13 protein-coding genes and 5 tRNA genes are annotated in these 12,887 nt (G+C 48.3%); 16 read left to right on the top strand and 2 right to left on the bottom strand.

Annotated elements, in window-relative coordinates:
* Nucleotides 1-19 precede the first annotated feature (19 nt).
* The 16 genes from LQE92_RS10320 (at nucleotide 20) to LQE92_RS10245 (ending at nucleotide 11,206) form a co-directional block, all read left to right on the top strand.
* A complete protein-coding gene (locus LQE92_RS10320; RefSeq protein WP_231062880.1) occupies nucleotides 20-247 on the top strand; it encodes a hypothetical protein in 228 nt (75 codons plus the stop codon).
* Nucleotides 248-357: 110 nt separating this feature from the next.
* The gene (locus LQE92_RS10315) at nucleotides 358-642 is read left to right on the top strand and encodes a rhodanese-like domain-containing protein (protein WP_231062879.1); all 285 of its coding nucleotides are present in this window, start codon (nucleotides 358-360) and stop codon (nucleotides 640-642) included.
* Between the two features lie 70 nt (nucleotides 643-712).
* Nucleotides 713-1,879 carry a THUMP domain-containing class I SAM-dependent RNA methyltransferase gene (locus LQE92_RS10310; RefSeq protein WP_231062878.1) on the top strand — a complete coding sequence of 389 codons (1,167 nt, stop codon included), beginning with the start codon at nucleotides 713-715 and terminating at the stop codon, nucleotides 1,877-1,879.
* A gap of 2 nt (nucleotides 1,880-1,881) precedes the next feature.
* Nucleotides 1,882-3,282, top strand: a complete 1,401-nt coding sequence (locus LQE92_RS10305) for a lectin like domain-containing protein (protein WP_231062877.1) — start codon at nucleotides 1,882-1,884, stop codon at nucleotides 3,280-3,282.
* Between the two features lie 16 nt (nucleotides 3,283-3,298).
* Nucleotides 3,299-3,910: an XTP/dITP diphosphatase gene (locus LQE92_RS10300; protein ID WP_231062876.1), complete on the top strand. Its 612-nt coding sequence runs from the start codon at nucleotides 3,299-3,301 to the stop codon at nucleotides 3,908-3,910.
* Nucleotides 3,907-4,386 (top strand): metallophosphoesterase family protein, encoded by a 480-nt coding sequence (locus LQE92_RS10295; protein WP_231062875.1) that lies wholly within the window; start codon nucleotides 3,907-3,909, stop codon nucleotides 4,384-4,386. Before LQE92_RS10300 ends, LQE92_RS10295 begins: the two co-directional genes overlap by 4 nt.
* Nucleotides 4,387-4,483: 97 nt before the next feature.
* Nucleotides 4,484-4,554, top strand: a tRNA-Gly gene (locus LQE92_RS10290).
* Between the two features lie 6 nt (nucleotides 4,555-4,560).
* A tRNA-Arg gene (locus tag LQE92_RS10285) sits at nucleotides 4,561-4,634 on the top strand.
* 44 nt (nucleotides 4,635-4,678) lie between these two features.
* Nucleotides 4,679-4,752: transfer RNA gene (locus LQE92_RS10280), tRNA-His, on the top strand.
* 47 nt (nucleotides 4,753-4,799) lie between these two features.
* Nucleotides 4,800-4,871, top strand: a tRNA-Gln gene (locus tag LQE92_RS10275).
* 41 nt (nucleotides 4,872-4,912) lie between these two features.
* Nucleotides 4,913-4,985: transfer RNA gene (locus LQE92_RS10270), tRNA-Lys, on the top strand.
* A gap of 400 nt (nucleotides 4,986-5,385) precedes the next feature.
* On the top strand, nucleotides 5,386-6,009 hold the full coding sequence (locus LQE92_RS10265; RefSeq protein WP_231062874.1) for a TetR/AcrR family transcriptional regulator: 624 nt from the start codon (nucleotides 5,386-5,388) through the stop codon (nucleotides 6,007-6,009).
* Between the two features lie 80 nt (nucleotides 6,010-6,089).
* Nucleotides 6,090-7,832: an ABC transporter ATP-binding protein gene (locus tag LQE92_RS10260; RefSeq protein WP_231062873.1), complete on the top strand. Its 1,743-nt coding sequence runs from the start codon at nucleotides 6,090-6,092 to the stop codon at nucleotides 7,830-7,832.
* Complete coding sequence (locus LQE92_RS10255) at nucleotides 7,829-9,568, top strand: ABC transporter ATP-binding protein (RefSeq protein WP_231062872.1); 1,740 nt, start codon at nucleotides 7,829-7,831, stop codon at nucleotides 9,566-9,568. Before LQE92_RS10260 ends, LQE92_RS10255 begins: the two co-directional genes overlap by 4 nt.
* Before the next feature lie 434 nt (nucleotides 9,569-10,002).
* The gene (locus LQE92_RS10250) at nucleotides 10,003-10,599 is read left to right on the top strand and encodes a recombinase family protein (protein WP_231062871.1); all 597 of its coding nucleotides are present in this window, start codon (nucleotides 10,003-10,005) and stop codon (nucleotides 10,597-10,599) included.
* A 352-nt stretch (nucleotides 10,600-10,951) separates the two neighbouring features.
* The gene (locus LQE92_RS10245; protein ID WP_231062870.1) at nucleotides 10,952-11,206 is read left to right on the top strand and encodes a hypothetical protein; all 255 of its coding nucleotides are present in this window, start codon (nucleotides 10,952-10,954) and stop codon (nucleotides 11,204-11,206) included.
* A 147-nt stretch (nucleotides 11,207-11,353) separates the two neighbouring features.
* Here the strand turns inward: LQE92_RS10245 and LQE92_RS10240 are convergent, their stop codons facing one another.
* Both LQE92_RS10240 and LQE92_RS10235 read right to left on the bottom strand, forming a co-directional pair.
* Nucleotides 11,354-11,530: a hypothetical protein gene (locus LQE92_RS10240; RefSeq protein ID WP_231062869.1), complete on the bottom strand. Its 177-nt coding sequence runs from the start codon at nucleotides 11,528-11,530 to the stop codon at nucleotides 11,354-11,356.
* Between the two features lie 162 nt (nucleotides 11,531-11,692).
* Nucleotides 11,693-12,886 carry a metallophosphoesterase gene (locus LQE92_RS10235; protein ID WP_231062868.1) on the bottom strand — a complete coding sequence of 398 codons (1,194 nt, stop codon included), beginning with the start codon at nucleotides 12,884-12,886 and terminating at the stop codon, nucleotides 11,693-11,695.
* Nucleotide 12,887 lies beyond the last annotated feature (1 nt).

Here is a 12,887-nt window from a genome sequence, read left to right as displayed (position 1 = left end):
TTTTAGGAGGGATGTCACCATGGCAAATACCAAGAATTATTCCAATAACCAGGAAAACTGCTCTCAGAACTGCTCTCAGAATTACAGCCAGAACAATTCTCAGAACAGCCAGAAAAACAGCCAGAAGAACAACAGCCAGAATAATTCCCAGAAGAACAGTTCTCAGAACAATTCTCAGAAAAACAACTCTCAGAATAGCTCTCAGAACAATTCTCAGAACTGCAGCCAGAAGAACTCTGACTACTAAAAACCTGGATGCCTTCGGGCATCCATACATAATTTGCGGGTGGCATTTTGCGGAAATAGGAATATCTTATATTGTAGGATAGGGAGAAAGTAAAAGTATGGTGAAAAAAGATGAAAGAGCTGGAAACAATAGCTTTTCGCGAGATAGAAAAGTATAAAAATGACAAAAATTGTATAATTATAGATCTTCGAAGCAGAGAACAGTTCCGTGAAGGGCACGTAGACGGAGCATGGAATATACCATATGAGTATTTGGAGGAAGCACGCCCTATGCTTCCCCGGCAGAAATTGCTGCTGCTTTATTGTGAAAGAGGCGGCACGGCGATGCTGGCGGGTAAGGAATTGATGGAAAAAGGCTATCATGTCAAAGCGGCAGTGGGCGGATTTGAGCATTGACAGCAGACGGGGAAGGCTTTAAAATGGTACTATGAATTTTGGGCGCATGCGCCATACAGAGGAGTACCGGATGAAGACTTATGAATTGATCGCCCCTTGTCACTTTGGTCTGGAGACAGTCTTAAAAAAAGAGATTATTGATCTGGGATATGAAATCAGTCAGGTGGAGGATGGCCGTGTGACTTTTATAGGAGATGCGGAAGCCATCTGCCGGGCCAACATCGGCTTAAGGACGGCCGAGAGGGTACTTCTCAAAGTGGGAAGCTTTCGCGCGCTCACCTTTGAAGAGCTGTTTGATGAGACAAAGAAGCTTCCCTGGGAGGAGTATATTCCCGTAAACGGAAAATTCTGGGTCACAAAGGCCACTTCTATCAAGAGTAAGCTGTTCAGTCCGTCCGATATCCAGTCCCTTGTGAAAAAGGCGATCGTGGAACGGCTTAAGGTTACCTATCATATAAATTGGTTTGGAGAAAGTGGGGCTGCCTATCCCATTCGTGTGTTTTTAATGAAGGATATGGTCACGGTCACTTTGGATACCAGCGGTGATTCTCTTCACAGACGCGGATACAGGAAGCTTGCCAGCAAAGCCCCGATCACGGAGACGCTGGCGGCGTCCCTGATTCTTTTGACCCCGTGGAAGAAAGACAGGATTCTGGTGGATCCTTTTTGCGGCTGCGGTACATTTCCCATAGAAGCGGCTCTTATGGCAGCCAATATCGCCCCCGGCATAAACAGGACCTTTTGTGCGGAAGAATGGGAAAATCTGATTCCGAAGCAGGAATGGAACGGCGCCAGAGAGGAAGCCAGGGAGGCCGTGGATCTGACTGTAGAAACCGATATCCAGGGATATGATGTGGATGGGGAAATAATTAAAGCAGCCAGGGAGAACGCCCAGCTGGCAGGAGTGGATCATCTGATTCACTTTCAGCAAAGGGACGTGGCCCTGATGAGCCATCCGAAAAAATATGGTTTTTTGATCACAAACCCTCCATACGGAGAGAGAATGGAAGAAAAAGAAAGTCTGCCAGGTCTTTACCGTACGATCGGAGAGAGAATTGCTCTGTTGGATTCTTGGTCGGCCTATATCATAACGGCCTATGAAGACGCGGAGAAATATATTGGAAAAAAAGCGGATAAGAACAGGAAGATTTATAATGGGATGATGAAGACGTATTTTTATCAGTTCCTTGGGCCGAAACCGCCCAGGCGGAGCAGGCCGGCTGAGTCTGGAGAATAAAATTGAAATTAAAATATAAATGGATATGCAGATTGATTTCTGTCTGCGTTTTGTCCGTGACACTGACAGGATGTACGGTGCCATGGGCAGCTTTGGATATGCAGCAGACAACGGAGTCTGCGGAAACACGAAAGGAGACAGAACCTGAAAGCAAAGAACTGCCGTCTGTGCCGGAGACGGAAGAAACAGAGGAGACGACTCGGACCAGAGTAAATGCGGTAGCAGTGCCATCCAAATATGATTATCGGGAGCACGGCCGGTGCCCGGCCGCCGGAAGTCAGGGGGAGCTGGGGACATGCTGGGCTTTTGCCACGATGATAGCGCTGGAGTCCTCTCTGCTTCCTCAGGAATCCTTTGATTTCAGCGAGGATCATATTTCCCTGCGAAACAGTTTTGGAATGTCCCAGGATATGGGAGGAGATTACACCATGTCCATGGCTTACCTGCTGGCCTGGCAGGGCCCTGTATTGGAAGAAGACGATCCGTATGGAGACGGAGAGTCTCCCGATGGGCTGGAGCCGGTGAAGCATGTACAGGAGATCCAGCTTCTTGATAATAAAGACTATGCCGGAATAAAACGAGCGGTCTATTTTCATGGCGGCGTGCAGACTTCCCTGTTTACGGCGCTTGAGGATGAAAGCAGCCAGTCCGAATACTATAACGAGGATACATACTCTTATTATTATACGGGGAATCAGATTTCCAATCATGATATCGTGATCGTGGGCTGGGATGACTCTTATTCCAGGGAAAACTTCAATCAAGATCCCGGGATGGACGGAGCGTTTCTTTGCATGAACAGCTGGGGGACGGAGTTCGGAGACGGCGGGTTGTTTTATGTTTCCTATGCAGATACAAATATTGGGATACACAGCCTGGCTTATACAGGGATAGATTCTCCGGATAACTATGAAAACATTTATCAGGCAGATCTGTGCGGCTGGCTGGGCCAGCTGGGCTATGGCGATGAGGAAGCGTATTTCGCGAATGTTTACAGAGCAAGAAGCGACGAGAGGATAGAAGCTGCCGGTTTCTATGCTACAGGAGCCGATACGGAATATGAAGTGTATGTTTTGGGCGGTGCGCCGGAAAATGGAAAACTGGTCCTGGATGAGCCTGTGGCTTCCGGGAGATTTGAACAAGCCGGTTATTATACGGTCGATCTGAAAAGACCGGTGGATGTAAAAGCGGGAGAGCGTTTTGCCATGGCAGTGCGTATCAGAACTCCGGAGGCGGTTCATCCAGTGGCCATCGAATACCAGGATGGGAGCAGTGAGATCATGACACAGGTGGATTTGAGCGATGGAGAAGGCTATATCAGCGCCGATGGGCGCAACTGGGCGAATACGGAGAAGGAGCAGGACAGCAATATCTGTCTGAAAGCTTATACGAGCGCCAGATAGAAGAAATGGAGGAACTATGGACGCACACAGGATAATTTTTGCCACTTCGAATGAAGGGAAGATGAAAGAGGTCCGGATGATTCTGGCGGATTTGGGAATGGAGATCCTTTCCATGAAGGAAGCCGGGATACAGGCGGATATTGTGGAAGATGGAAAATCTTTTGAGGAAAATGCCTCCATCAAGGCGACTGTCATTCAGAAAATAGCGGGGGGGATCGTTCTGGCCGATGATTCCGGCCTTGAAGTGGACTTTCTGGGCGGCGCTCCCGGTATTTATTCCGCCCGGTATATGGGAGAAGATACTTCCTATGACGTCAAGAATCAGGCGATCATTGATAAACTGAAAGACGCGAAGGGAGAGGAGCGGAGTGCCAGATTCGTCTGTGCCATCGCTGCGGCTCTGCCGGACGGAATCGTACTGACGACGAGAGGGGTCATTGAGGGGCAGATTGGATATGAAATAGTCGGAAACGGCGGCTTTGGATATGATCCGATCTTTTACCTGCAGGAAAGAAAGAAGTCGACGGCGCAGCTGACTGCGGAAGAGAAAAATGAGATCAGCCACAGGGGAAAGGCCCTGAGGGCGATGAAAGCGAAGCTGATGGAATACCTGGGGGATTCTCAATGAGGATATTGGTGGTAAGCGACACCCACAGGCAGAATGGAAACCTGTGCAAAGTCCTGGCGAAGGTTGGAAAGATGGACATGCTGATCCATCTGGGGGATGCAGAGGGCAGCGAGGATTATATCCGGGAGATTGCCGGATGTCCTTTGGAGATCATTGCGGGAAACAATGACTTTTTTTCCAGCCTTCCCAGGGAAAAAGAAATAGAGATTGGCGGCTATCATGTACTGCTGACTCACGGACATTTTTATAATGTATCCTTTACACTGGAGCGGCTTCGGGAAGAGGCCGGGGAAAGAGGGATGCAGATTGCGATGTTTGGGCATACTCACAGGCCAGTCATAGATCAGGGGGGTGCCGTGACTTTGATAAATCCGGGAAGTCTTTCCTATCCACGGCAGGAGGGACGGAGGCCTTCTTATATCATCATGGAACTGGACCGGGAAGGCGTGGCGCATTATACGATCAATTATTTATGATTTGCTCAGTTTCTGAAAATAATGGTTGACAAGAAACGGTCCCTACGATATAATGTTTCTTGCGTCGAGTTGAATCGGTTTGAATCAGACGCCATGCGCGGGTGTAGTTCAATGGTAGAACACTAGCCTTCCAAGCTAGATACGTGGGTTCGATTCCCATCACCCGCTTTTCCTGTGTCTGTAGCTCAGTTGGATAGAGCAACGGCCTTCTAAGCCGTGGGTCTAGGGTTCGAATCCCTACAGGCACGTTCATCCATTGCCGCAGCGCCGGACAGATGAAAAACTTTATATGGTGGGTATAGCGTAGTTGGTTAACGCGTCAGATTGTGGCTCTGAAGACCCAGGGTTCGAGTCCCTGTATCCACCCTCTTATGTATGGCCAAGTGCCGTGCACATCATTAACAGCAAAATGATGGGCTATCGCCAAGCGGTAAGGCACAGGACTTTGACTCCTGCACTCGCTGGTTCGAATCCAGCTAGCCCAGTGCAGATGCAGTCTGATGCTGTACATCTGGTTTTTTCATATGGGCCACTAGCTCAGGTGGTAGAGCACTTGACTTTTAATCAAGTTGTCTGGGGTTCGAATCCCCAGTGGCTCAGGACTTTTTAATAGCGGAGAATCCTTATTTTACGAGGGTTTCTGCTATTTTTTATTTGATAAATCCTAACAATTTGATTGATCCGGCTTCAAACTATCTTGGCCGTTCCGGCTGCCCAGACATGAACTGGAAACATCAATACTATCCATTGCGGCCACATGATGAATATGTTTATATGGAATATCAGTTAGATTTCGATTAACGAATAAAGGAAGAACTATTAGAATGTTTTGTCAGAATTGTGTATGACGTTAAGGGAAGACACAATAAGGATTTGGGAATAATTGCAAGAGTGCTGCGTAAGCAGGCGGGCACCTTATTTATTCTTGACAAAAGAGAAAAAAAGGCGTATAATTCATAACGATGTTACAGAACGGCGTTATGAATTGAGGATGAGAGCGTGGCAAAACAGATCGAGGGCGTATATGAGAAGGTTATTGAATGCGCCAAGGAGGAATTCGGGGAAAAGGGGTATGTGGACGCATCCTTGCGTACCATTGCCGCCGGAGCGGATACCAGCACCGGTTCCATCTACACCCGTTTCGGTGATAAAGCCGGACTATTCCAGGCTATCGTACAGCCAGCTGCCGATAAGCTGAAGGAGATGTTCCTTGAAATACAGGAGAGCTTCCATCACTTTGACGCCGAGACCCAGAGAGAACAGATGGCTCGATATACTTTGCACGGAATGGACCGGCTTCTCGACTATATGTATGAGAATAAGGATGTATTCCGGCTGCTACTGGACGCCTCCTATGGCACACAGTTTCAGAGCTTCGTGGATGAACTGGTAGATATTGAGGTGGATTATACCTATCGCTATCTTCAGGTCATCGGCGCAGAGCGGGCAAAGGATGAGCCGCTTACATTAGAGATTGTCCATATGGTGGTTACTGCCTTTATGAATGGGATGTTTGAAGTGATCCGGCATGACATGAGCCGGGAGGATGCCGGGAGGTATATTGAACTTTTGAGCCAGTATCACCGGGCGGGTTTTTGCGCGATTCTGCCAATAGAGAGCTGATGGGAAGGCTGCGGTTTTTGACTGCAGCCTAAAAATAAATTATATAGTTAGGAACAACTAACTTGAAAGGAGACAAATTTATGCAAAAACAGAGTCCGCTGCTCCGCATATGGGAGCTGGGGAAAAAAGAACGTGGCGGGTTGATCCGCGCAATGGTTTCCGCGCTGGCCGGCACGATGTCAGGAATCGTGCCTTTTTATGCTGCTGCACAGATTATCATTGGCATCGTCAGGGAGGAGAGGGAGCTTTCCTATTACCTGCTGTGGTGTGGGATTGGTCTGGCAGGATACCTTTTGAGGACGATATTCTATAATCTTGCCCTGTCCATATCCCATAAGGCAACCTTTAAAATTTTGAAGGATATCCGGCAAATGGTGCTGGCTAAGCTGCCAAGGCTGCCGCTGGGGACGGTGATGGAGACCTCCAGCGGAAAAATCAAACAGATTGTGGTGGATCAGATCGATAGTATGGAGACGACCCTGGCTCACCTGCTGCCAGAGATGACCTCAAATATCCTGGCGCCTCTCTGCGTCGTGGCTTACCTCTTTGTCCTGGACTGGCGCATGGCATTGATCGCCCTGATCACCTTGCCAGTGGGCATGGCGTTCATGATGGCGGTTATGGGCGGCTATGGTAAAGACTATCAGGGCGCAGTGAAAACCACGCAGGCAATGAACGAGACTATCGTAGAGTACATCGGAGGAATTGAAGTCATCAAGGCATATAACCAGGGAAAAAATTCTTATGCGAAGTTCTCTGACCGGGTGGAGGCCAACGCCGCCTATTATTACAACTGGATGAAAAAGTGCCAGTTCAAGATGTCTATGGCCTACGCCATTGTGCCGGCCACATTGATTACTGTACTCCCGGCCGGGTGGTTATTTTACCGGGCAGGAAGCATTCAGATCGATACCTTCCTTACCTGCGTTATTCTTTCTCTCTCAATTGCAGGGCCGCTGATCGCCGCGATGAGCTTTGTGGATAACCTGGCAAAAGTGGGTACCACTGTCGGCTCCGTGGATGAGATTTTGAAGGCGGAGGAGCAGCACCACAGTGAAACGCCAGTTGTGTTCGGCGAACCCTGTATCAATTTGGAAAACGTGTCATTTGGTTACCACAGAGATCGAGAGATTTTGCATGACGTCAGTCTGACGATTCCGGCTGGGAGCATGACGGCGCTTGTGGGTCCATCTGGCAGCGGAAAATCCACTATAGCCAAGCTGATTGCCGGCTTTTGGGATGTGACAGCGGGGAAGATTGTTCTTGGAGGCGTGGATGAGAAGGAAATACCTTTGACCCAGCTCTATGAACAGGTGGCCTTTGTCTCCCAGGATAATTACCTCTTCGACGACACCGTGCGGGAAAATATCCGTATGGGCAGGCTCTCTGCCTCGGACGCAGAGGTGGAGGCTGCGGCAAAGACAGCCGGCTGCGATGCCTTCATCCGTAGTCTGGAAAAGGGCTATGATACCAATGTGGGAGGGGGAGGAGCCCATCTGTCAGGCGGAGAAAGGCAGCGTATCGCCATTGCCCGCGCTATGCTGAAAGATGCACCCATTGTCATCCTGGACGAGGCGACAGCCTACATAGATCCGGAAAACGAGGCAGTCGTTCAGAAGGCAGTGGCACAGCTGGTCAAGGGAAAAACTCTGATTGTTATTGCCCACCGTCTCTCCACAATCACCCAGGCGGATCAGATCGTGGTAGTAATGGACGGCGGAATCACTGATATTGGCACACACGAAAAGCTGTTGGAATCTTGCCCGTTGTACAAGAACATGTGGCAGGCCCATACGGGTGTAAAGGAGGGGGAAGTGGCATGATTGAGGCTTTGAAAAGAATCTGGGACTTTTCCGGTAAGGAGCGCGGAAACATCAATAAATCGATAGCTTTCTGCTTCTTAAATGCGGTCTTTCACATGTTTCAGGTAGGAGCGATCTACTTTGTAGTGCTTGCCCTGGTGGACGGCACGGACAGTCTGGCGCCTGCTTTGCTGGCAATCGTGCTGATGCTCCTCAGTATCATTGGCGGGGCGGCGACCAAATCTGTCTCTCAGCTGCAACAGACCCATGCAGGGTACTTTATGGCAGCAAACAGCCGCATCGGTATCGCGGACCGACTGAAAAGCGTTCCTATGGGCTATTTTAATGACAACAGCCTGGGTGAGATTACCGGCGTGTCCACTACGACCTTGGACAATATTGAGACCATAGCGCCTCGGGTGCTGGTCATGGTATTGAGCGGCTTTATCACAACGGCAGTGTTCTTAGTCATGGTGTTCTCTTTTGACTGGCGCATCGGCCTCATTGTTCTAACAGGTGTTCTGCTCTATCTGCTCATTACTTCAAAAATGCAGAAAAAATCGATTGCTCTTGCACCCTTGCGTCAGAAATCGGAGACTGTTTTGGTGGAAGCAGTGCTGGAATATGTGCAGGGCATGAGTGTGGTCAAGTCTTTTAACCTTACGGGAAGAGGGGATAAAACAGTACAGGACGCTTTGGAATTCAACCGCAAAAGCAACAGCGATCTGGAAAAGCTTTTTACTCCTTACGTCATGGTCCAAGGCGCGGCACTGCAGATCGCGGGTGTCTGCATGATGCTTGCCTCAGCCGGATTTTTTCTGGCAGAGACCATCCATGCCGCCAATGCGTTGATGGTAGTGATTATGTCCTTTCTGGTGTTTGCACAGATCGAATCGGCGGGCAGCAGTCTCTCTATCCTGCGCGTGGTGACCAGCTGTATTGAGAAGGTAGAGGAACTGGACTCCATGCCCCAGATGGATGAGCGTGGGGAAAGCCTGAAGCCTGTCAGCCATGACATTAATTTTGAGAACGTCAGCTTTTCCTATGAGAAGAGGGAGATACTCCACGAAATCAACCTGACGATTCCCAATAAGACCACCACCGCTGTTATTGGTCCCTCAGGTTCCGGAAAGACTACCCTTTGCAGCTTGATTGCCCGATTCTGGGATGTGGACAGCGGCAGCGTGAAGGTTGGGGGGCGAGATGTGCGGGACTATACGCTGGAGTCTCTGATGGATCAAATCAGTGTGGTGTTCCAGAATGTCTATCTTTTTGCGGATACTATCGAAAATAATATCAAGTTCGGCTGCCCGGATGCTACCCGCGAGCAGGTGATAGAGGCGGCAAGAAAAGCCTGCTGCGACGACTTTATCGAGGCGCTGCCAGACGGATATAATACCCTGATCGGGGAAGGCGGGGCGTCTCTCTCCGGCGGTGAACGACAGCGCATCTCCATCGCCCGGGCCATGCTAAAGGATGCACCGATCATCATTCTGGACGAAGCAACCGCCAACGTCGACCCGGAAAATGAAGACCGGCTGCAAAAAGCCATCGAGGAGCTTACCCGGAACAAAACGATAATCATGATTGCGCACAGGTTGAAAACCGTGCGCAATGCCGATCAAATTTTGGTAATTGACGGTGGGTGTATTGTACAGAAAGGACGGCATGAGGAGTTGATCGAACAGCCCGGTATTTACGCGGATTTCGTCACAGGGCGCAAAGAGAGCATCGGCTGGAAATTGTCAGCGGTGTAAGAATAGGCAGGGGCTCCGGGTCAAAGGGAAGCATATGATACGAAGGCAGGCAGCTGTTTTTTCAGCGGTCTGTCTTTTTTTCTCGTAAAGAATTCTTTCCAGAATAGAAATATTAATATGGTGTCAGAACGAATTTATAATATAGGCGCTGATTAAAGAGACCAGGCGCCTTTTTTGATGGCATGATTTGTCTCTACAACCTGAAAATAGTGTGGTATGAAAAGGGGGCGAAACGCTGAAAATGTCCGGCTTGAACAAATCTTTTTTTCCGGAGGACGAATGCACTTTGGCTTTGCGTTGATGAAATTGCCAACTGAAGCTTCCAGTTCCTTTTGCACGGGCTGGTTGCGTTGTAGTAATATGGAAGATAAAATCTCCTTTAAAATTGTGCTAAGAGCAAATACTACTTACAAAACAATAAAGGAGGTTTTTATATGGAATGCAAAATTTACGGATACGTCCGCGTATCCACCAAAGAACAAAACGAGGATCGGCAGCTTCTTGCCTTACTGGATTTTCCAGTTTCAGAAAAAAACATCTATATGGATAAACTCAGCGGGAAGGATTTTAACCGCCCACAATATCGGAAAATGATTAGAAAACTCCGGCCAGGCGACATTCTGGTAGTAAAATCTATTGATCGGCTGGGACGCAATTATGAAGAAATCCTGCAGCAGTGGCGGATTATCACCAAAGAAAAGAAGGCGGATGTGGTGGTGCTCGATATGCCGCTTTTAGACACCAGAAAATCAGGCAGCGATTTGACCGGTACTTTCGTTGCTGATCTGGTCTTACAGATTTTGTCTTATGTGGCGCAGACGGAACGTGAAAATATCCACCAGAGACAGATGGAAGGGATCGCGGCCGCAAGGCTGCGCGGTGTACAATTTGGGCGGCCAAGAAAAACGGTGCCGGAACAGTTTTGGAAGCTTAAAATTGAATGGGAAGATAAAAAAATCACCTCACGGGAGGCGGCCAGGCAGCTTTCTATTGCACAGGACACCTTCCTGAGATGGGTTCATGGAAAATAATACAGCTATTAAAACAGGAAAATGTAGGAAATATCATTCATTGTTTTTACATAGATTTCAGCTTTTTTTCCTTCCCATATCAGTATAAATATCCGTATTTTGATAGTATACCATACCGGAACGGAAAAGTCTGATATATCGTGCTTGGACAGTGCGAAATGTCGGTCTTTTTTGCGGAGAAAGGAGAAATTGTCATTGAAAGAATTATTGTAGCATTGCAGTATGGCAACGGGATGCGGGGAACAGATCATTTGGCGGAAAATTCGCCACAGACGCCTAAGGACGGCAGGTATAAGGTGATTTTTTGGAAAAGCCGTGGATTGAAGAAAAAACTAAAGATATAGGAGGAAGCATGGAACTATTAGAATATTTGCGCATTCAGACAGATTGTGCATATATCTCTGATTTAAGAGGAAGCACAAGGTTTCATTCTATCAAGAATGCGATTGACCATTGCCATGTGCAACAATACAGCTTACGGGAATGGAATGATGCGGTAGAGTACATTACCGGTAAGGCGATTCTTTTTTCAAAGGCGGAGGAGGCAGCGGAATGCCTTAAAAGCTATTTAGGGAGCAGGGCTTCTATTCCGGCGACGAATAGATAGGTCAGGTGAGGAAAGGATGAAAGACCAGGAGCTGAAAAAGCTCAAGTGGATTGATTAAAACTGCTGCTCGCCCATGAGCCGGAAATACAACGATCATACATGGGATTTCCGTTTTTTCGTTCCGCAAGGAATTTTTCCGCCGTGTGCCTACCGTAAAACTTCTTGGCTTTTTAATATATCAACTGTCCAGCGCAGCTTTGCCGCCGTGTTGATATCGTTATGCTCCTTGTGCAGCAGCATCTGCATCATGACCGGCAGGGATGTGAAATATTTGCGGGTACTGCTGCTGCGGGACAGCAGCTCCGATAGATTCTGGTAAACCATGTATTATCACCTCAAGAGCAGGATAACCGCTCGAGAGGTATTTTATACGAGAGTAGGAGCAGCATACGATGGCGAGGAGCGTTTTAAACCGTTTCTGGCCATAGACGGAATGACCTTTTTCAAAAGCGGACAAGGCCTGGTATACCGGCTGGAGACAAAAGCTCAGTCCTTTCGGAATGAGACCTGGATTTCTACGATCTCACTGTCGGTTCCGACACGCATGTCCGGCCCCCAGACGCCGACACCGGAGGTGACGATGGAATACATGCTGCCCTTTTTCTCCAATCCGTAAGGATTTTCCCACAGGAGTCCGATGGTCAGGTTACCGGGAAACAGCTGGCCGTTGTGAGTATGGCCGCAGAGATGGGCGTCCACACCGGCTTCTGACAGCTCGGAGAGCTGTTTGGGCTGGTGTTCCAGTACAATGACAGGTTTGCTTTTATCAAGCCCTGACGTCAGTTCTTCGGGGCTTTTTCTGATATGTTCAATTTTACGCACTCTTGCAATGTCTTTACGCCCGATCAGGTAGAAGGAATCATCGATGCACACGGTCTCATCATTTAACAGGGTGATGCCGGCATCCTGCAGAAGGCTGCCCATCCTGTCGTCATCGGTCAAAGACTTTTTAGAGCCGAAGGTGAATCCAGCCAGTATCTTTTCTGATATATCGTGATTCCCCCAACAGGCATAGGTGCCATAAGTGCTCTTCATACTTTTTAACGCGGCTGTGATGGCGGCTGGATCGTCCAGGGCGTCATATTCGTTGTCGAAAATATCCCCGGCGATACAGATCAGATCCGGTTCCATATCATTGATCTTCCGGGCCATTTTTTCGATGTAGCTGTGTCCGATGCTGTAGCCCATATGCAGGTCAGCAATAAGCACCACCTTCATATCGCCGGTCTCACAGGTCTTGTCTATGGTTATTTCATATTTTTTTGTTTTCAGGTCTCTGGCGTGGATGATTCCGTATGTGCTGACGGCAACGATGCAGAAGGTGACAATGGCCCCGCTGATGATGAATGTTTTCCTTGAGTGAAGCTTGACCTTGTTGACACGTTTTATATGCAGAAGGATGAAACGGATGATGTCACCGATCACCACGGTTAGTATGATATAGAGCAGAGTACCGAGCCAGTAGTTGCTGAGATGTTTAAAGAACCATTTTAGGGACGGCTCCCGAATGAAAAATGCGATGATAAGAGACAAAGAGATAAAAAGAAAGACAAAGGAATAAATAATCCGAAAGGCTTTTTTGCGGAAAATGGAGCTGCAGGCTGAAAGCCACCATAGATTCCAGCGGAGTATATATAGAATAAGAAGGATATAGATTGGAGATAAAATTACGGCAACCATT

Source organism: Lientehia hominis, from assembly GCF_021044755.1.
GTDB classification, from domain to species: domain Bacteria; phylum Bacillota; class Clostridia; order Lachnospirales; family Lachnospiraceae; genus Lientehia; species Lientehia hominis.
The sequence above is the reverse complement of the archived record's forward strand: the minus strand, read 5'-3'. Positions and strand labels throughout refer to the sequence as shown.

What these genes read in the sequence shown, in the direction of transcription:
- LQE92_RS10320 (WP_231062880.1), top strand. Translation starts at nt 20, where the DNA reads ATGGCAAATACCAAGAATTATTCCAATAACCAGGAAAACTGCTCTCAG.
- LQE92_RS10315 (WP_231062879.1), top strand. Translation starts at nt 358, where the DNA reads ATGAAAGAGCTGGAAACAATAGCTTTTCGCGAGATAGAAAAGTATAAA.
- LQE92_RS10310 (WP_231062878.1), top strand. Translation starts at nt 713, where the DNA reads ATGAAGACTTATGAATTGATCGCCCCTTGTCACTTTGGTCTGGAGACA.
- LQE92_RS10300 (WP_231062876.1), top strand. Translation starts at nt 3,299, where the DNA reads ATGGACGCACACAGGATAATTTTTGCCACTTCGAATGAAGGGAAGATG.
- LQE92_RS10295 (WP_231062875.1), top strand. Translation starts at nt 3,907, where the DNA reads ATGAGGATATTGGTGGTAAGCGACACCCACAGGCAGAATGGAAACCTG.
- LQE92_RS10260 (WP_231062873.1), top strand. Translation starts at nt 6,090, where the DNA reads ATGCAAAAACAGAGTCCGCTGCTCCGCATATGGGAGCTGGGGAAAAAA.
- LQE92_RS10255 (WP_231062872.1), top strand. Translation starts at nt 7,829, where the DNA reads ATGATTGAGGCTTTGAAAAGAATCTGGGACTTTTCCGGTAAGGAGCGC.
- LQE92_RS10250 (WP_231062871.1), top strand. Translation starts at nt 10,003, where the DNA reads ATGGAATGCAAAATTTACGGATACGTCCGCGTATCCACCAAAGAACAA.
- LQE92_RS10245 (WP_231062870.1), top strand. Translation starts at nt 10,952, where the DNA reads ATGGAACTATTAGAATATTTGCGCATTCAGACAGATTGTGCATATATC.
- LQE92_RS10240 (WP_231062869.1), bottom strand. Translation starts at nt 11,530, where the DNA reads ATGGTTTACCAGAATCTATCGGAGCTGCTGTCCCGCAGCAGCAGTACC.
- LQE92_RS10235 (WP_231062868.1), bottom strand. Translation starts at nt 12,886, where the DNA reads ATGGTTGCCGTAATTTTATCTCCAATCTATATCCTTCTTATTCTATAT.